Annotated in this window: 15 protein-coding genes and 2 tRNA genes; 4 read left to right on the top strand and 13 right to left on the bottom strand. The window is 67.1% G+C overall.

Translation table 11 applies throughout. The annotated features are described in order from the left end of the window. Window positions 1–81 precede the first annotated feature (81 nt). From J2805_RS04555 to J2805_RS04515, 9 genes are all read right to left on the bottom strand, one after another. Complete coding sequence (locus J2805_RS04555; RefSeq protein ID WP_309969862.1) at window positions 82–1653, bottom strand: Na+/H+ antiporter; 1572 nt, start codon at window positions 1651–1653, stop codon at window positions 82–84. Window positions 1654–1742: 89 nt separating this feature from the next. Then, window positions 1743–2402: an SDR family oxidoreductase gene (locus J2805_RS04550; RefSeq protein WP_309969859.1), complete on the bottom strand. Its 660-nt coding sequence runs from the start codon at window positions 2400–2402 to the stop codon at window positions 1743–1745. Window positions 2403–2477: 75 nt separating this feature from the next. Continuing rightward, entirely contained in the window at window positions 2478–3302 is an 825-nt protein-coding gene (gene yidC, locus J2805_RS04545) for a membrane protein insertase YidC (RefSeq protein WP_396134214.1), read from the bottom strand. Between the two features lie 124 nt (window positions 3303–3426). Next, window positions 3427–3500: transfer RNA gene (locus J2805_RS04540), tRNA-Met, on the bottom strand. A gap of 62 nt (window positions 3501–3562) precedes the next feature. Beyond that, window positions 3563–3634: transfer RNA gene (locus J2805_RS04535), tRNA-Thr, on the bottom strand. 248 nt (window positions 3635–3882) lie between these two features. After that, window positions 3883–6111, bottom strand: coding sequence for a DEAD/DEAH box helicase (locus J2805_RS04530; RefSeq protein ID WP_309969853.1), 2229 nt, complete (start codon window positions 6109–6111; stop codon window positions 3883–3885). Between the two features lie 465 nt (window positions 6112–6576). Further along, complete coding sequence (locus J2805_RS04525) at window positions 6577–7230, bottom strand: MOSC domain-containing protein (protein ID WP_309969849.1); 654 nt, start codon at window positions 7228–7230, stop codon at window positions 6577–6579. Window positions 7231–7264: 34 nt separating this feature from the next. Next, entirely contained in the window at window positions 7265–7939 is a 675-nt protein-coding gene (locus J2805_RS04520) for a response regulator (protein WP_309970576.1), read from the bottom strand. Beyond that, entirely contained in the window at window positions 7936–9525 is a 1590-nt protein-coding gene (locus tag J2805_RS04515; RefSeq protein ID WP_309969846.1) for a sensor histidine kinase, read from the bottom strand. The genes J2805_RS04520 and J2805_RS04515 overlap by 4 nt, the downstream gene beginning before the upstream one ends. A gap of 396 nt (window positions 9526–9921) precedes the next feature. Here J2805_RS04515 and J2805_RS04510 point away from each other — a divergent pair, with 396 nt between their 5' ends. Genes J2805_RS04510 through J2805_RS04495 form a run of 4 tightly spaced genes read left to right on the top strand, consistent with a single transcriptional unit; the run spans window position 9922 to window position 14561 of the window. Further along, complete coding sequence (locus J2805_RS04510; RefSeq protein ID WP_309970573.1) at window positions 9922–10587, top strand: Tat pathway signal protein; 666 nt, start codon at window positions 9922–9924, stop codon at window positions 10585–10587. A gap of 2 nt (window positions 10588–10589) precedes the next feature. Continuing rightward, window positions 10590–11810 (top strand): glutathionylspermidine synthase family protein, encoded by a 1221-nt coding sequence (locus J2805_RS04505; RefSeq protein WP_309969843.1) that lies wholly within the window; start codon window positions 10590–10592, stop codon window positions 11808–11810. Further along, entirely contained in the window at window positions 11807–13324 is a 1518-nt protein-coding gene (locus J2805_RS04500; RefSeq protein ID WP_309969840.1) for an APC family permease, read from the top strand. Before J2805_RS04505 ends, J2805_RS04500 begins: the two co-directional genes overlap by 4 nt. A gap of 37 nt (window positions 13325–13361) precedes the next feature. Continuing rightward, the gene (locus tag J2805_RS04495; RefSeq protein WP_309969836.1) at window positions 13362–14561 is read left to right on the top strand and encodes an acyl-CoA dehydrogenase family protein; all 1200 of its coding nucleotides are present in this window, start codon (window positions 13362–13364) and stop codon (window positions 14559–14561) included. Window positions 14562–14662: 101 nt separating this feature from the next. Here J2805_RS04495 and J2805_RS04490 read toward each other — a convergent pair whose 3' ends face one another. The 4 genes from J2805_RS04490 to J2805_RS04475 all read right to left on the bottom strand — a co-directional run bounded on the left by J2805_RS04490 (window position 14663) and on the right by J2805_RS04475 (window position 18868). Beyond that, window positions 14663–15409, bottom strand: coding sequence for an SDR family oxidoreductase (locus J2805_RS04490; protein ID WP_309969833.1), 747 nt, complete (start codon window positions 15407–15409; stop codon window positions 14663–14665). After that, entirely contained in the window at window positions 15406–16842 is a 1437-nt protein-coding gene (locus J2805_RS04485) for a glycosyltransferase 87 family protein (protein WP_309969830.1), read from the bottom strand. Before J2805_RS04485 ends, J2805_RS04490 begins: the two co-directional genes overlap by 4 nt. A gap of 179 nt (window positions 16843–17021) precedes the next feature. After that, a complete protein-coding gene (locus J2805_RS04480) occupies window positions 17022–18362 on the bottom strand; it encodes an MFS transporter (protein ID WP_309969828.1) in 1341 nt (446 codons plus the stop codon). Then, complete coding sequence (locus J2805_RS04475) at window positions 18359–18868, bottom strand: winged helix-turn-helix transcriptional regulator (RefSeq protein WP_309969825.1); 510 nt, start codon at window positions 18866–18868, stop codon at window positions 18359–18361. Before J2805_RS04475 ends, J2805_RS04480 begins: the two co-directional genes overlap by 4 nt. Window positions 18869–18911 lie beyond the last annotated feature (43 nt).

The following is an 18911-nucleotide window of genomic DNA, read 5'->3' as shown; positions in this document are numbered from 1 at the left end:
ACGGGATCAGCGCGAACGGGATCAGCGCGAACGGACAGTTGCGGCCCTTGTTCAAGGGCCGCAACTGTCCGTTCGCGCTAATTACTCCGGCATGATCATGGTGCGGAGGTCCAGTTGGCGGAGCACGCGGTCGGCCACTTCCGGGTCCATGTCCGGTTCGTTCCGGGCCGCCACCACTTCCTGGCGGGCGGCATCAAGGGCAATGGTCTGCACGGCGATGGCGAGTTCCCGGCCGCGCTTGCGCTTCTCCCCCACGCTTTCGTTTCTTAGGCTTCCGTCCAGGAGCTCGGCGTGCAGCCGTGTCATCTTCTCCTTGACCAGTGCCACCTTCTCCGGCGGGAGCTCCTTCATGAGGTCGTTGTCCTTCAAGGCGGCGACGGCGGCCTGCTGCGCGCGTTTGGCCAGCACCCGGGCGGCATCGCGTTCCTCCGAACCGTCACCGGTTGCCTTGAGGACCTTCATCAGCCACGGGAGCGTCAGGCCCGGCAGCACCAGGGTGGCCAGCAGCACCGCGCAGGCGATGACCAGCAGCTGATCCCTGGCCGGGAACGGCGTGCCGTCCGCCAAGGTCAGGGGAAGGGCCAGGGCAAGCGCAAGCGTGGCGAGGCCGCGCATGCCGCACCAGGTCAGGATCAGGACCTCCTTGGCGGAGGTAGGCTGCAGCAGATTGCTGCTCCTGCGTGCCGAGGCGGCCAGCAGGGCAAGCCACAGGAACCGGACGGCGAAAACAATGACGCACACCACCACCGCAGTTCCGATCATGCCGTAAATTTCGGTGCCTTCATCATGGATGACATGACGGATTTCCAGCCCCACCAGACCGAACGCCAGCCCGGTCACCAGGAGTTCCACCACATCCCAGAACGCAGTCCGGGTGACTCTTTCGGCGGCGTCCTGCGGCCGCGAGTGCCGTTTCATCTCCAAAGCGGTGACGACGACGGCGATCACCCCTGAGGCGTGCACTTCTTCCGCGAGGATGTAGGCCGCGAACGGCACCACGAGCGTGACTGCGCTGCGGGCAACCAGGGACTCCACGAGCCGCGTGATGAGCGCCGTGATCCAGCCCATGGCAATACCGACCAGCACAGCGACCGCGGCCCCCACAAGGAAGTTGAGGACCACGTCGGGTCCTATCCTGCTTCCGGACACGGCGGCGGCCACCGCGGCCTGGAAAATGACGATGGCGGCGGCGTCGTTGAAGAGGCCCTCGCTTTGCAGGACGGTGATGAGCCGGCGGGGCATGTGGACGCGGCCGGCCACGGATTCCACGGCAACCGGGTCCGGCGGGGCCACCATGGCGCCCAGGGCGATGGCGGCAGGGATGCCGATTCCCGGGATCATGAGCCAGGCGGCCCCGGCCACGGCGGCGGTGGACACAACCACCAGGGCCACGGCGAGCATGACCAGCGTGCGCCAGCGCACCCGGAATACGGCCCACGAGCTGCGCTGGGCGGTCGCGAACAGGAGCGGGGGCAAGAAGATGGGCAGGATCAGCTCGGGCGCGATGTCCATTTCCGGAAAGCCGGGAATGAAAGTCAGCGATGCCGCCAGGATCAGCATGAGCACCGGGTAGGGCAGCCGGAGCCGGTCCCCCAGACCCACCGCCACCACAGTGGCAAGAAGGAGTCCGATGATGAGTGCCAGCTGGTCCATATGCTCACTTTCCCCGAAGTGGAGGCGCCCCCTGGAAAGCGCAGGCGCCTCCTCCACGATATCGGGTGCGGGCGGGTGTTACTCCCGGCTTAGGTGGCGGGCTCCAGTGCAGCGGCGACAGGAAGGGTGCCGTCCCGGAATTCGATGGTGCGGCCGGCGGTGTCCGGCAACCCCAGGACGGCCGCCGTCACGAGGGCAACGTTGGCGCGCGAGGTGGCGGTGCCTGCGGAGGTGTCGGCCGGGTCGACGTCGATCAGGCCATTGCCCGGGCCGTCGGTCAGTGACCCGGGGCCCAGGATGGTCCAGGCCAGGCCGGTGCCGCGCAGGTACTGGTCCGCGGCGGCCTTCGCCTCGGCGTAGGCGTGGAAGCTGTTGTCCGCGGGTACGCCGTGGTCGGGTCCTGCACCGAAGTAGGACACCATGATGTAGCGTCCCACGCCGGCCTCCGCAGCCGCGTCCATCGAACGGATGGCGGCGTCCCGGTCCACCGCATAGGTTCGGCTGGGGTTGCCGCCGCCGGCGCCGGCGGACCAAACCACCGCGTCCTGGCCGCGGAGTGCCGCGGCAAGTTCCGCCGTCGTCGTGTGTTCAACGTCCAGGACCGACGGCGTGGCGCCCGTCGCCGCTACGTCCTGCGTATGGTCCGGGTTGCGGAAGAAGGACGTCACGTCCTCACCTTCCGCCGCGAGGATCCTGGCCAGTTCCAAAGCCACTTTTCCGTGGCCGCCGATGATTGCGATGCGCGTCATTGACCCATTCTGTCCCACCGAGGCCCGGAACGGCACCGCACTCGCGGTGGGCTTACGACGCCGGGAGCTGCAGGATCACGCTTCGGCCTGGCCTGTGGCCCGCCGGTCGACGAAGAACTGTTGGGCCAGGGTCCAGAGGTTGGTGGTGGTCCAGTAGATCAGGACGCCGATGGGGAACACGATGCCGCCCGCGCCGAAGATGACCGGCAGGACGTAGAGGATGGCTTTCTGCTGGCGCATGAACGGAGTCGCCATGGCCTCGTCGGACATGGTTCTGGCCATGATCATCTTCTGCACAATGAACTGCGCCGCCGTCATGGTGACGATCATCAGGATGGAAAGGACCCATACCGAAACCACATTGCCGCCCGGAGGCGTGCCATGGAGGAGTACGGCCGACAGCGGGGCGCCGAAGATGCTGGACTGATCGAACTGCACCACCTGCTCGTGGCTCATGGCCCCGACGCCTTCGTTCTGGCGGGCTGCACTGCTGATGCCGGAGAGCACCTGGAACAGGGCCAGGAAGAACGGCACCTGGATCAGCATGGGCAGGCAGGCAGAGAACGGGTTGGTGCCGTGCTTCTTGTACATCGCCATCTGTTCCTGGGCCATGGCCTGGCGGGAGAGCTGGTCGGTTTTGCCCTTGTACTTGTCCTGGAGCTTTTTCAGGTCCGGCTGCAGCAGCCGCATCCGGCGCTGGGCGTCGAGCTGCTTCAGGAACACGGGGATCAGGGCTGCACGAATCACCAGCACCAGCCCGATGATGGACAGCGTCCAGGTCCAGCCGTCGGCCGCCGGCATGCCAACGGCGCTGAGCCCCTCATGGAAGCCCACCATGACGATGGAAACCACCCACTGGAACGGAAGCATGATTGTTTCTAAGTCCACCGAGATCCCCATCTGCCTGGTGCTGCCAAGCTACGGGGAAAAGGGCCGGTTGTCACGGTACCGGGCTGAGTGGACACGGCCAGTGGGTGAAACAAAAAAGCCCCCGGAATCTCAAGGAATCCGGGGGCCTGTCCTGTAGCGGTGGGGAGGCTCGATCTCCCGACCTCACGATTATGAGTCGTGCGCTCTAACCAACTGAGCTACACCGCCACGAATGAGAAAAACCTGTGTCAAGCCGGTCAAAAACCGCCTTGACACAGGCCCTCATTCAGAGCCCCCCACCGGAATCGATCCGGTGACCTCGTTCTTACCAAGAACGCGCTCTACCACTGAGCTAGGGGGGCAACGAGTAAATACTCTACCGGAAGATTCCGCTCCCAACAAATCGGCGGCTGGACGGGTCCGCGAAGCGGGAAAATCCGCCGGAAAGCCCGGAAATCCGGGCCCTGAGCGGCCCTTAGGAGGTTCCGCAGCGACCGCCACTGCCGTCGCGCTGCGCCGATGTGACGAAGCGAACACAAGGTGCCGCTTAAGCCAAGAACGGGCCGGCTGATTCAGCCGGCCCGTTCTCAGTGCCTGGTGGTGCTAGGGCTTACCACTTGCCCTTGCGGTTGAAATCGCGGTGTCCGCCTTCGTTGCCGTGGCGGGGCTTGCGTGCGCCGTCGCCGTGGCCGCCGAAGCGGGAGTCGCTGGCCTGGCCGCGGTTGGCACCGCTGTCGGCGCCAACACTGCGCTCCGAACGGTCGCTATACGAACGGCCGCCGCGGTCAGCGGAGGAACGCTCGCCGTCGCTCTTGCGGAATTCCTTCTTGAACCCGCCGTTGCCCTTGAAGTTGCCGCCACGGTCTCCGCCGCCGGAGTAACCGCCGCGGTCGCCGCCACGGTTGCCCTGGTAACCGCCACGCTCACCGCCGCCGCCGGAAGGCTTGCGGCCGTTGTCCAGCTCGAGGTGGATCAGCTCGCCGCCGATCCGGGTGCGGGACAGGGCGCGCAGCTGCTCGGGGCTGAGGTCCGCCGGAAGCTCCACCAGGGAGTGGTCCGAGCGGATGTCGATTCCGCCGATCTGAGCCGAGGAGATGCCGCCTTCGTTGGCAATGGCGCCCACGATGGAGCCCGGCATAACGCGCTGGCGGCGTCCGACGGCGATCCGGTAGGTGGCGTTGCCCTCGGTGAGCGTGCGGGTCGGTCCACGTGAGCCGAAGCCGTCCTTGGAGCGCTCGCGCTTCTGGAACTCAGGCGCCGCGGGCAGTTCCTTGACCAGCAGCGGCTGTCCGCCCTGGGCCATGACGGCGAGTGCAGCAGCGATCTCCGAGGCCGGAACGTTGTGCTCTTCCTCGTAGGAGGAGATGAGGTCGCGGAACGCGGCAACGTCCTCGGACTCAAGGGTCTCCGTGATGCGCTCGGCGAACTTGCCCAGACGCAGGGTGTTCACGGTCTCGGCCGTGGGCAGGTGCATCTGCTCCACCGGCTGGCGGGTGGCCTTCTCGATGGAACGCAGCAGGTACTTCTCCCGCGGCGTCATGAACAGGATGGCGTCGCCGGAACGGCCTGCACGGCCGGTGCGGCCGATGCGGTGGACGTAGGACTCGGTGTCGTGCGGGATGTCGTAGTTGACCACGTGGCTGATGCGCTCAACGTCAAGGCCGCGGGCCGCGACGTCGGTGGCCACCAGGATGTCGATGCGGCCTTCCTTCAGCGCGTCCACAGTGCGTTCGCGCTGCTGCTGCGGGATGTCGCCGTTGATGGCGGCAGCCTGGAAACCGCGCGCCTTCAGCTTGTCAGCCAGGTCCTCGGTGGCCATCTTGGTGCGCACGAAGGCGATAACGCCGTCGAACTCTTCAACCTCGAGGATGCGGGTCAGGGCGTCGAGCTTGTGCGGGCCCATGACCTGCAGGTACCGCTGGCGGGTGTTGGCGCCGGTGGTGGTCTTGGACTTGACCGAGATCTCGGCCGGGTTGTTCAGGTACTGCTTGGACATGCGGCGGATCTGGCTCGGCATGGTGGCGGAGAACAGTGCCACCTGGCGGTCCGACGGGGTCTGCTGGAAGATCTGCTCCACGTCTTCGGCGAAGCCCATTCGCAGCATTTCGTCAGCCTCGTCCAGCACCAGATACTGGAGTTCGGAGAGGTCCAGGGACCCCTTGGAGATGTGGTCGATCACACGGCCCGGGGTACCGACGACAACCTGGGCACCGCGGCGCAGGCCGGCAAGCTGGGGGCCGTAGGCGGAACCGCCATAGACGGGGAGGACGGTGAAGTCATCGATGTGCTTGGCGTAAGAGGTGAAGGCCTCGGCAACCTGGAGCGCGAGCTCGCGGGTCGGGGCCAGGACCAGGGCCTGGGTCTTGCGGGACGGGCCGTTGAGGTCGTGGAGCTCGGCCAGGCGGGACAGTGCCGGTACTGCGAATGCTGCAGTCTTACCGGTGCCGGTCTGGGCGAGGCCCACGACGTCGCGGCCTTCAAGCAGCAGCGGGATGGTTGCTGCCTGGATGGGGGAAGGCTTCTCGTAGCCGACATCCTGCAGTGCGGCGAGGACGCGGCCGTCGATGCCGAGATCGGCGAACTTGATGCCCTCTTCTTCGTCTTCCTCAGCCTTGGCTGCGGGAGCTGCGGGAGCTTCTTCGGCCTTGGCGGCCTCGGCTGCAGCGGGAGCTTCCTCGGCCTTGGTGGCGGCGGGCTCCGCAGGAGCGGTGGAGGTCTCCTCGGCGGGCGCGGCGGCCTCGGTGAAGACGGGGGCAGCGCCGGCTACAGGGGCAGCGGCTTCTGCAGCGGTTTCGACGGTTCCGGTTTCGGTGGTGGCGTCGTTGTGATTTTCGGGCATAGGGGAGTTTTCCTCATCCATAGGGGGCCAGGCGGCACAACCCGAGGTGAGCGGAGCCGCAGTACATGTGCCGTTTGGATGCCGGGCAAACATTGACCGGCCGGTCACGTAGAAGTCCGGCGCTTTCGCAATCCCGTGGCAGGACTTCCCGCTGCATCTCTTGGCTGCTATCCCAGCAGTCTGTACAGCGTTTTCTTTAGCCGGCTCTCCCTATGAAAATGCCCGCATCGCTTGTGCGGGCCCCAACACTTGCCAGTCCTGCCTCAAAAATTGGGCAGGAATAAGGGATTTCCGGAGTGGGGGATATTTCAAGTGTAAGGCATGGTTCCGCGTTGCACTAACCCGGGCCCGCCCAGGCACGGTGACGTTGCGCACAGGGAGCGCACACGTTGCGCTCACGGAGCCGCCTATGGGGCATCGACCGGGCCGCCGAAGGGCGGCACAGCCTGTCCAATGAAGGTGGGATTAGACGCCCAGGCGCCGCTGGATTTTCTCGAATTCGTCGTGGTACTCCGGCTGCAGGCGGATCTCGCCGTCCGCGTCTGCATCCCGCAGCGCTTCCATGTCCTCGACGGTGCCTTCGCTGAACCACTTGCCGATGGTCACGCCGTGGGTGGGGACGAACAGCCGGTGGATATGGTCGCCGGCCTGGATTGTCCCGGTCCTGATGACGCGAAGATACGTGCCCACCCGGCCCGCTTGGGCGAAGCGCTTGACCCACTGGGACTCGTCCATGCGTCGTTGGAACGTGGCACAGGGAACACGGGGTGATGTGACCTCGACTTCGACGTCAAGGCCGATCTTCCAGCGTTCGCCGATCACCGCGGTGGTGGTCCCGATGCCGGCGACCCGCAGGTTCTCACCGAAAATCCCGGCCGGCAGTTCGCGCTGCAGCTCCCCCACCCAGTAGTCGGCGTCGTCCTGCGAATAGGCGTACAGCGCCTGGTCCACGCCGCCGTGATGGATGCGGCTGGCCTGGATGTCCCCGTGGAGTCCGAGCTTGTGAACCTTGACCGGGCCGTCGACGGCACGTTTGTCGATGGCCGTGACGCCCACGCTGCCCTCATCGGTCAGAAGCTGGTGTACCCGGCAGACGGCAAGCACAGATGCGGTGTCCATGGCACCAGTGTAGGCGGGCGGGCCAATCGCCGCTTCACGGATCGAAGCGGTAGCCCATGCCTGCCTCCGTGTGCAGGTGGCGCGGGTTGGCCGGGTCCTGCTCCAGTTTGCGCCGCAGCTGGGCCAGGTAGACGCGAAGGTACTGGGTCTCCTTCGCGTACGCCTGCCCCCACACCTGGGTGAGGAGCTGCTGCTGGCTGACCAGCTTTCCCGCATTGCGGACCAGCAGTTCCAAGATGTTCCACTCCGTGGGGGTGAGGCGGATTTCCTTTCCGTCCCGCACCACCTTCCGGGCGGCGAGGTCCACCACGAAGTCCGCGGTTTCCACCGTGGGCGCCTCGCGCTGCGCCGGCGAGCGTCGGGAGGCCGCCCGCAGCCTCGCCAGGAGTTCGTCCAGGCCGAACGGCTTGGTCACGTAATCGTCCGCGCCGGCGTCAAGGGCGTCCACCTTGTCCTCCGAGGCATGGCGGGCCGACAGCACGATGATGGGCACGGAGCTCCACCCCCGGATCCCCCGGATCACGTCAACACCGTCCATGTCCGGCAGCCCAAGGTCCAGCACCACGATGTCCACCGGATGCTGGGCGGCCAGCTTCAGTCCGTCCGCCGCGAAGCCGGCAGTGATTGCCTGGTATCCGTGGGCGCGGAGGTTGATCTGCATGGCGCGCGCCAGCTGTGCCTCGTCTTCGATGATCAGGACCAGGGTCACGGCAGCGGCCCCTCCCACAGCGGCAGGGTGACCACCATGGTCAGGCCGCCCCCCGGCGTCGGCTCCGCTGCGAGGGTGCCTCCCATGGCTTCGGTGAAGCCGTTCGCCACGGCAAGGCCGAGACCGATCCCGACGTTTCGGCCGCCGTCCGTGCGCTGGGAATCGTTGAGCCGCTGGAACGGCCGGAACATGTCCAACACGGCCGCCGGAGCCACACCCGCGCCCTGGTCCACCACGCGGAATTCGCTGGCGGGGCGGCCTCCCAGTGAGATCCCCTCCCCCGCGCGGGCGGTCAGCACCACATCGGCTTCCGGCGCATATTTGATCGCGTTCTCCACGAGGTTGGCCACCACGCGCTCCAGCATCCCGGCGTCGGCCTCCACCTGCGGCAGGTTGGGCGGCAGTTCCACCCGGATCCGTCCTGCGGGCAGCCCCCTCAGCGCGTCCGGCAGCACGTCCGCCCACCCCAGTCCGCGCAGGAGCGGATTGACGGAGTCAGCCGTGATCCGCGACATGTCCAGGAGGTTGCCGATCAGATGGTCCAGTCGGTCAGCCGAATCCTCGATCGTGGCGAGCAGTTCACGTTCATCCTCCGGGGAGAACCGTACATTTTCCTGGCGAAGGCTGCTGACCGCCAGCTTGATCCCGGCCAGCGGCGTACGCAGGTCGTGGCTGACAGCCCTCAGGATGGACGTGCGCATCTTGTTGCCCTCGGTGAGGCGCTGGTTGTCCTGCATGCTCGCCACCAACTGCCGGCGTTCCAGGATGGCCACCAGGAACGCGCCGAAGGCGCCCAGCATCCGCTGGTGCTGGCCGGAAAAGGGCTGGCCTGCCGGTGGCCCGCCGTTGATCAGCAGCGTGTATTGGGAATCGACGACGACGGCGTGGTCGGCCGCGGCATGGGTCACCGGCGGGCTGGTCCCGGCGCTGGCCACCACGTTCCAATCGGTAGTACTGCCCTTGCCCCGCCCCGGACGGCTGCCCGCGGCGGATCCCGTGCCGCGCTGGCCCGACGGGGCGCTTGGGCCGCTTCCGGCCAGCAGGGTGACAGCGTCCACAGCCAGCCTGCTGCGGACCTTCTCAAGGAACGTCTCCAGGCTGCCGTCGGAACTGAGGATCCGCAGGGAAAGTTCGCTGAGTGCCCTGGCCTCGGCTCCGGACCTCGCGGCTTCCTCGGCCCGGCGGGTCGCCAGGCCCACAGCAAGGGCTACGCTGCAGGCGACCGCCAGGAACACCAGAAGCGTGAACAGGGTGGAGGGATCGGCGATGGACAGCGAGCCCACAGGATCAGCGGAGAAGTAGTTGAGGAGCGTTGTGCCCAGGACAGCTGCCACGACGGCAGGCCAGATTCCCCCGATGGCAGCCACTGCCACAGCGACGGCGAGGTGCAGCAGCATGATGATGCTGAAATTCCGGTATCCCGCGACCGTTACGAGGACTTCCACGGCCGGCGGCAGGGCCACGGCAAGGACCATGCCCAGGACGAAGCGGCTCCGCCCTATTCCCTTGAGCGCCGATCGGGCCGTGCCTGTACCGGTAGCTCCGGTAGGCGGGGCGCCGGGGCGGGCGGGGTCAACTGCTGCCATGGCTCCATCTTGGCATGGGCAGTTCTCCCCCAATTCCCGTTACCGGCACGTCCCTTCAGGTACTAGGCTGACTTCAGGATTTACACACCTGTGCATTGCCGTGCTCTGCCATCGACGTCACCCCGCGCGCGGTGAAGCAGGTGGCGCCGCAGGTGGCCGCGCGGCATTGGGGCGCGCGGCCGGTCACAGATTCAGCATGGACAACCAGGGGGACCCATGGAGCCGCAGGACCCGAACCAGGATCCTTCGAAGGATCCGAAGAAGGATCCAAAGAACACCCGTTCCGGGCCGCAGGGACCGGACGGCGAGTCAGCGGCGCCTGGCGGGAGTGGCACGTCCGGGCCCGGCGCTTCCGGGCCCGGCGCTTCCGGGCCGGGCCCTTCGGGGCCCGGCTGGATGACCTCCCCCGAAGACTTCACGCCGCAGCCGCATGATCCTGCGACCGGCCAGCTGCCGCCCTGGCAGGTCCCGAAACCGGAGCTGCGTCCGGACCTCCTCGGCGGTCCGGCAGCGGCAGGCGCACCGCCCGAAGCCGGAAGAAAACCGGGACGGCGGCAGAAAGGTCCGGCTGCCGGTTCCGGCCCGGCGGCAGGCCCGGTACCCGCGCCTGGAACCGGCCCCGGTCCGGTGATCGACCCCTTCGAGCACGAACGCGAGCGGGAAGCAGCGGCACGCAAGAAGCGCTCGCAACGCCGTACCGTCGTCGTCGGCCTCGGCGTTACTGCCCTGCTGGCGGGCACCATCACCGCCATCGTGGCCAGCAACGAAGCGGAGGCCGATTACGCGCAGGTCTGTTTCAACGATGAAACCGGCGAGCGCGTGGAAGACACCCAGTGCGACAACAGCAGCACCGCCGGCCGGAGTTCCGGTATTTACGCCTGGTACTTCTACTCGCGCGGCGCCAGCGTCCCGGCTGTGGGGCAGAACCGCTCGCAATACACCGGCTTCACCAAGACCGTGCCGCAGGGGGCCAAAACGTCCAAGGGCTACAGCACCAAGGGCGGAACGGTCAGCAGGGGCGGCTTCGGCAGCAGCTCCAAGGGCGGAAGCACGGGAGGCTAGGCGTGAAGAGACTGCAGGCAACCCCCAGGCCCGACTGGAAGCAGAAGATCGAGGAACAGGGGCTGGTCTTTTCCACCACCACCATGCCTGACGGCAAGAAGATCGAGTACTGGAACGAATCGGCGTACTACGAATTCAGCATGGACGAGGTGGAAACCCTTGAAAAGACCGCCGAGGACATGCACCTGATGTGCCTTGAGGCGGCCAAGTACCTGGCCACCGGGGCCATGGGCAATATCGGCATCGGACCGCAGGCGCTGGAACTGGCAGCGGAATCGCTGCAGGCCGGGGACATGGACATCTACGGCCGCTTCGACTTCGTGTACGACGGCCGCGGCGGCCCGGCCAAGATGCTCGAGTACAACGCGGACACCCCCACGGGGCTGATCGAGGCCGCCGTGGCGCAGTGGTTCTGGCTCCAGGATGTGTTCCCGGAGAAGGACCAGTGGAACGGCATCCATGAAGCCCTCATCCGGCAGTGGAAGAAGCTGCAGTACCGCACCGGCATGAGCACCCTGCACATTGCGCACTCGGAAGCGGAGCAGTCCGGCGAGGACTGGATGACCGCCGCCTACATGCGCGACGTCGCGGGCCAGGGCGGTTGGACCACCATCGGCATCAATATGTCGGACATCGGCTGGGACCCCAACCTGAACCGCTTTGTGGACCTGGACAACTTCATGATCAGCACCATCTTCAAGCTGTATCCGTGGGAACTGATGATGAAGGAGCCTTTTGGCCAGCGCCTGCTGCAGCGTGCCCACAACCCGCGCTGGGTGGAGCCTGCGTGGAAAATGCTGCTGTCCAACAAAGCGCTGCTGGCGGCGCTCTGGCACCTCTATCCGGACCACCCGAACCTCCTCCCGGCATACCTCAACGAGCCGGGTCCGCTGAAGGAATGGGTGGCGAAGCCCCTCCACGGCCGGGAAGGGGACAACATCAGGATCCACGCGGCAGGCATCAACATGGAGCAGCCGGGCGGCTACGGCCGCGAAGGCTGGTGCTACCAGCAGTTTCATTCCCTGCCCGACTTCGACGGCAACCACCCCGTCCTGGGCCTGTGGGTGGTGGACGGCGAGTCGGTTGGCTGCGGCATCCGCGAGTCCGACGGCCCCATCACCGATTACTTCTGCCGGTTCGTCCCGAACACCATTGACGCTCCGGCGCCTCTTTCAGTCCAGGCCGCCTCGGCCTCCTCCAGCAAAGCAGGTATCGCACTATGACCACAGGGACGTCGACGCCGGGAGGTCCCCCGCAGGGACAAGCCAGCGGGCCGGAAGTTCCGTCCAAGGGGCTGCATGCCGGCATCCTGGACCTGGGCGACTCCGTCATGCTGGGCCTTGCGTCCACCGCGCCGGTCTATTCACTGGCGGCGACCCTGGGCCTGATTGTCGCGGTCAACGGAAATTACACGCCGCTGATCCTGCTTCTGGGGTTCGTGCCGGTGCTCTTCATCGCCTACGCTTTCCGTGAACTGAACAGCACCATGCCTGACTGCGGCACCACCTTCATCTGGGCACGCCGCGCGTTCGGGCCCTGGGCAGGCTGGCTCGGCGGCTGGGGCGTCGCCCTGGCCGGCATTGTGGTCCTGGCCAACCTTGCGCAGGTGGCCGGCCAATACCTGTGGCTGCTGATCGGCGACGGGTCGCTGGCCGAAAACGACCTGGTGGTGACGGCCACGGGCGTGCTGTTCATCATCTTCATGACCCTGGTGAACTACCGCGGCATCCGGCTGGGTGAGCACGTCCAGCGTGTGCTGACGTACGTGCAGTATGTCTCGCTGGGCATATTCGCGCTGGCCATCATCTTCAGGATCGCGGGCGGGGCACCGGAGGGCCAGGCCTTCGATTTGGAGTGGTTCAACCCGGCCGGCGCCTTCGCCGATCCTGGAGCCGTGGTGCACGGCGCGCTGCTGGCACTCTTCATCTACTGGGGCTGGGATACCTGCCTCGCAGTGAACGAGGAAACCGAGAACCCGGCCAAAACCCCCGGCCGCGGCGCCGTCATCTCCGCCTTCGTGCTCGTGGCAATCTACGTCTCCGTGGCGCTGCTGGTGATGATGTATGCCACCGTGGGCACGGACGGGATCGGGCTGGGCAACGCCGAGAACCAGGATGACGTCTTCCTGGCCATGAAGGACGTGGTGCTGGGACCGTGGGGCTGGCTGATCGTGGTGGCCGTGCTGGCGTCGGTGCTATCCTCGACCCAGACCACCATCCTGCCCACCGCCCGCGGCACGCTGTCCATGGGCGTCCACGGCGCGCTGCCGGCCAGGTTCGGCGAAGTCCACGAGCGCAACCAGACGCCCGGATTCTCCACGCAGGTGATGGGGGCCGCCGCGGTGGTGTACTACGTGGCCATGAGCTTCCTGAGCCAGAACCTCCTCTCCGACTCCATCAGCGCCATCAGCCTGTTCATCGCCTTCTATTACGCGCTGACCGGTTTCGCGTGCTTCTGGTTTTTCCGCGGCACCCTGCGCGATTCCGCCCGTAACCTCTGGTTCCGGGGCATCCTGCCGCTGCTCGGTGCACTGATGCTGACCGCCGCGTTCTTCATCTCCGCCGTGCAGATGTGGGACCCGGCCTACGGGGACACGGAGATTCTCGGTGTGGGCGGTGCGTTCATCAGCGGCGTGGTGCTGCTCGCGCTGGGCGTGGTGCTGGCCGTGGTGTGCCGCTTCGCCCCCGCCACGCGGGGCTACTTCCTGGCACAGCGGCCGGTGCCGAGCAAGCTGTAAGGACCAACCCGAAGAAGCAAACCCGTAGGATGCTCCAATGAGCAACGCTGCTGAGGTTCCCGCCGTTTCGAGCACCTCCGATGTCCTGGCCCTGGATGCCCTGCTGACACCGGAGGAGGTGGCTTTCCGGGAACGGATCCGCGACTTCACGGACCAACGGATCAAGCCGGATATCGCCCGCTGGTACGACGACGCCGTCTTTCCGCTGGACCTGGCCCCCGAGCTCGGCGAGCTGGGCGTCCTCGGCATGCACCTGGAAGGCTACGGCTGCCCCGGCAGATCCGCCGTCGAGTACGGCCTCGCCGCGATGGAACTGGAGGCGGGCGACTCCGGGATCCGCACGTTCGTATCGGTGCAGGGATCACTGGCCATGACCGCCATCCACCGGTGGGGGTCCGAGGAGCAGAAGCAGGAGTGGCTCCCCCGGATGGCCGCCGGCGAGGTGATCGGCTGCTTCGCCCTGACCGAACCCACCGCCGGATCCGATCCGTCGTCCATGACCACCGTGGCCCGCCGGGACGGGACCGGGGACGACGCCGCCTGGTTACTGGACGGGGCCAAGCGCTGGATCGGGCTCGCGTCCGTTGCGGGGGTAATCGTGGTGTGGGCGATGACCGACGACGGCGTCCGGGGCTTCCTGGTGCCTGCCGGCACGCCCGGGGTCACGGCGACGCCGATCAGCCGGAAACTTTCGATGCGCGCCTCGATCCAGTGCGATGTGGCGTTCGACGGCGTGCGGCTGGGACCCGAGGCACTGCTGCCGGGTGCCCGTGGCCTGCGTGGGCCCTTCACCTGCCTCAACGAGGCACGGTACGGGATCGCCTGGGGCGCCATGGGTGCCGCCCGCGATTCCTACGAAGCCGCGCTGACGTACGCACAGGACCGGCTCCAGTTCGGCAAGCCGCTGGCCGGTTACCAGCTCACCCAGGAGAAGCTGGTGAACATGCTGCTGGAGATCCAGAAGGGCACCCTGCTCGCGCTGCACCTGGGCCGGCTCAAGGACGCCGGCACACTGCAGCCCGAGCAGATCTCCCTCGGCAAGCTGAACAACGTCCGTGAGGCCCTGGCCATCGCGCGGGAGGCCCGCTCCATCCTGGGCGGCAACGGCATCACCCTGGACTATTCGCCGCTGCGGCACGCGGCCAACCTCGAATCGGTCCGCACCTACGAGGGCACCGACGAGGTCCACACCCTGATCCTGGGCCAGCACATCACCGGCATCGGCGCCTTCCGCTAAGCCCGCCCAACTAGGTAGCAGCAGGTGTCGTTTTGACGGCTCATAACGACACCTGCTGCTACCTAGTTGGGGTGCTCCGCACCCTGGCGGCCCCGAGGGGCTCAGGCCGAGAAGCCGCCGTCGGCCTTGACCAGCTGGCCGGACACCCAGCGGCCCTCGGGCGAGAGCAGGAACGCCACGGTTCCTGCCACGTCCGCGGGGGTTCCAAGCCGCCCGCCGGGCTGCCGGCGGCTGAGATCCGCCCGCAGCTCATCGTCCATCCAGCCCGTGTCAACAGGCCCGGGGTTGAGCACGTTCGCCGTGATCCCCAGCGGTCCAAGCTCCCTTGCCGCGGCAATGACGGTCCGGTCCAGCGCTCCCTTGGATGCACCGTACGGCAGGTTGAAGGCTGTGTGGTCGCTGGTCAGCGCAACGATCGCGCCGCCGTCGTGCGTTGCCTGCCGGGCAAAGGCCGCGATGAGCTGCCAGCTGGCCCGGGTGTTCACAGCAAAATGCCGCTCCCAGCTCGCCAGCGTGGTGTCCAGGACGCCGGAGTCCACGGATTCCGCATGGCTGAGCACCAGGCCCTGCAGGGTCCCGGCCTGTTGTGCCACGTCGGCCATCAGCCGGTCCACAGCCAGCGGATCCTCCAGGTCCGCCGGCAGCGCAACGACGCGCGCGCCGGTGGCTTCCAGCTCCGCCAGGAGGCGTTCGACGTCGTCCGGCTGGATTCCCCAGGGCATCCGGGAGTCGTAGTCCTGCCAGTACGTCAGCACCAGGTCCCAGCCGTCCGCAGCCAGGCGCCGGGCGATGCCGGCACCGATTCCGGCCAGGCGGCCGACGCCGGTCACCAGGGCAGTCCTGCTCATACGGGCACCTCGGCCAGCGAGTTCCGCCGGAGCACCACGAACCAGCACGCCAGGATGGCCACCGCGCAGAACACGCCGGCGCTGGAGGCCATGAGCCAGGGCTCGGGTGCCTGGAAGTCCAGGTTCTCAGCTCCCAGCGCCTCGCCGATGCTCTTGGGTGAAAAGAAGAACACGATGATCGAGGCTCCCAGCACTCCGCCCATAAGCCAGCGCGTCACTGCCTGGCGGTGCGGCGTCTCCCGCAGGGTCCAGGCGAACGCCGGGAGGACAGCAGCCATCCAGACCCAGTGGTGGGACCAGGAAACGGGGCTGATGAGGAGCATGGTGAGCGCCGTCGCCGATATGGCCACTACCCGGGCGCCCTGGTCACTGGCGGCCTTGACCACCATGGCCCCCACGCCCACCACCAGCACGCTGAGCAGCAGCCAAGGGACGGTGACGCCGGCTTCGGGAACACCGAAATGCAGCAGCGCACCCTTGATCGAAAGGTTGTCCACATACCCCGCTCCGCCGATCCTGGACGTGTCGGGGAGGATCTCCAGCCAGAACTGGAACGATTCCGCCGGCCGCATCAGCCAGCCCAGCAGCACAGTGAAGGCGAACCCGCCGGCCATGTTGAAGAGCCCGCGCCAGTCTTTGCGAACCAGGAAATACAGCCCGAAGACCAGCGGCGTCAGTTTGATGCCGGCGGCCATGCCCACCAGGAACCCGCGGCCAGGAAAAGCCCGGTTCCAGCGCTGGTTCCCGGCGAGGAGGTCGGCCGCCATGATCCCCATTAGCAGGATGTTGATCTGGCCAAACGCCAGGGTCTCCCGCCACGGCCCCAGGTTGATCACGGCAAGCAGCAGGATGACGGCACCCCACCGGTTCCGCATAGCTTTGAATCCGGTAGCTGCCTTGAACCCGGTGACTGCCTTAAAGCCGGGGGCACCGAAGGTGGAGCGCCAGTCCTGTTTGGCGGTCCAGTACCGCACGCCGCGCACGGCAACCCACACGGCCACTGCCGCTCCGGCAGCGTTGAAGAGCATGAGGGCGGATTCCTCCGGCAACCTTGCCAGCAGGCTGAACAGCAGCGCGGCAAACGGCGGATACGTGAACGGCAGTTCCGGCCCGCCAGCCCAGCCCACAGTCCGGCTGTAGAGGTTCGACGGCGACTGGCCGGCCTCGTTGAGGATCTTGCCGCCGTGCCAGTAGACGCTGAAGTCGAGGCCGTGCTCGCCCCAGGCATCGAGCCTGGAGGCGATGAACATGGCTGCGGCCAGCACAGCGAGCAGCGTCACCAGCTCGCCGGCGGCGGCAAGGGCCAGCCGGCTCCGGTCCCACGCAACAGCCGATCCGGCGCGCGGCCGGGGTTTCGCGTCGGCGTCGTGCCGCTTCGCGGCGTCGAGCTCCGTTTCGGCGTCGAGCTCCTTTTCGGCGTCGAGCAGTGCCATCCCGTATCCCCAAACGTTTGTTCCTGCAGAGCGGCGCCACTGAAGGCGCGTTGCGCGCTATCGCGATGTTATGCCGGCGGTCTCGCGCCGGATTCGGCGCTTGTCCTCACATCCTACTGAAACAGGGGCCGTGTCCCTTGCTACGCGGCCCGGCGTGGCACCACAGGACCGGTATAACCTCAGCGGTCGGCAGGACTGGCCGCCACGAGTACGGGTTCCCGGGCCCCGGCATCCTTGCGGATGGTGGCGCTGATGACGGCGGCAATGGTGCACATGGCGGCTGCGCCGAACCATGCGTAGGTGTACTGGCCGGTGGCGTCCCGAATGGCACCGGCGGCAAGCGCCGCAGCGGCCGCACCGAGCTGGTGGGCGGCGAAGACCCAGCCGAACACCACGCTGCCGTCTGCTCCGAAGACCTGGCGGCAGATGGCGGCGGTCGGCGGAACGGTGGCCACCCAGTCCAGGCCGTAGATCACGACGAAAACAATCATGCTGGGTTGGACCGTGGCGCTCAGCAGCAGCGGCAGCACCAGCAGGCCGATGCCGCGGAACTGGTAGTACACGGCCAGCAGGATCCGCGGGTTGAAGCGGTCAGTCAGCCAGCCGGACGCGATGGTGCCCACGATGTCGAAGATCCCGACGACGGCGAGCAGGCCCGCCGCGGTGGTCTCTGCCATGCCGTGGTCGTGGGCGGAGGGGATGAAGTGGGTGCCGATGAGGCCGTTGGTAGTGGCACCGCAGATGGCGAAGCCGGCAACGAGCGCCCAGAAGGTCCTGACTTTGCTGGCGCGTTTGAGGACCTGGAGCGCCCGGACCGCGGCGTTGCTGCTCCGGCCGGGTTCGGGCTCCGCCGGGGACGACGCAGCTGATCCCGGCTCAGGCGCGGTTTCGCCGTAGGGCAGCACTCCGGCGTCGGCCGGTGAGTTTTTGAGGAACTTGAGCACCAGCGGCACCACGGCCAGCGCGCCGGCGGCGATGAGCAGCGATGCCTGCCGCCAGCCGGGATCCTGGGCCAGCATGGCGATGAACGGCAGGAAGACCAGCTGCCCGGCCGCACTCCCCGCGGTCAGGATGCCGATCACCAGGCCGCGGCTCTTGCTGAACCACGTGTTGGCGATCGTGGCGGCGAAGACCAGCGCCATGGACCCGGTGCCCAGTCCGATCAGGAGTCCCCAGGTCAGCAGGATCTGCCACGACTGGTTCACCAGCACCGTCAGTGCACTGCCGGCACCGATGAGCACCAGCGCCACGGAGGTGACGGCGCGGATGCCGAACCGTTCCATGAGCGCGGCGGCAAACGGGGCGGTGAGGCCGAAGAGCACCAGGTTGATGCTGACGGCCGCGGACAGCACAGTTGTGGACCAGCCGAATTCGTCCTGCAGCGGGACCATCAGGACGCCGGGGGCGGCCCGGAAGCCGGCCGCGCCCACCAGGGCCAGGAACGCGACGGCGGCAACGATCCACGCTGGATGGAGACGTTTCCTCGGCGAGGGCAGCAGGGTGGTTTCGGGAGTGCTCATGCTGCCGGTCCGTTCTGTGAGGTGGAGGTGGCCAGCCGGACGGGCTCCGCCGTGCGGGTGAGGCTGTGCCAGCTGGTGTTGTCCGCGGTGAGCCGCTCACCGCAGGCGGTGCAGCTGTCCGCAGAGGACGTCCGCTGGCCGCAGGTTGAATGAATGACGAACATGTGCGCCTGCTCGGACGGCGCCGGGAGGTGCTTTTCGGCCCAGATCACGACGGCGTTGAGCACCGGCAGCGCATCCTCGCCTTTCCCGGTGAGCACGTACTCCTGGCGGGTGCGGCCGCCGTCGTCGTACGGTTTCCGGGTCAGGAGCCCGTCCTCCACGAGGCCCGCCAGGCGTTTGGTGAGCACGGAATCGGCCACCATCAGCCGTTTCTTCATGGCGTCGAAGCGGCCGTTGCCGAAGAAGACCTCGCGGAGCACCAGCATGCTCCAGGGGTCGCCCAGGATGTCCAGGCCGCGGGCCATGGCGCAGGTCCGTTGGGACCAGTCAGAGCGGAGTGCCATGCAGGAAACCCTAGCTGACTCTCTTCAAGAAAGCTAGGTTCTG

Origin of the sequence: Arthrobacter oryzae (assembly GCF_031454875.1) — a bacterium.
In the GTDB taxonomy this organism is placed as follows: Bacteria; Actinomycetota; Actinomycetes; order Actinomycetales; family Micrococcaceae; genus Arthrobacter; species Arthrobacter oryzae_D.
The sequence above is the reverse complement of the archived record's forward strand: the minus strand, read 5'-3'. Positions and strand labels throughout refer to the sequence as shown.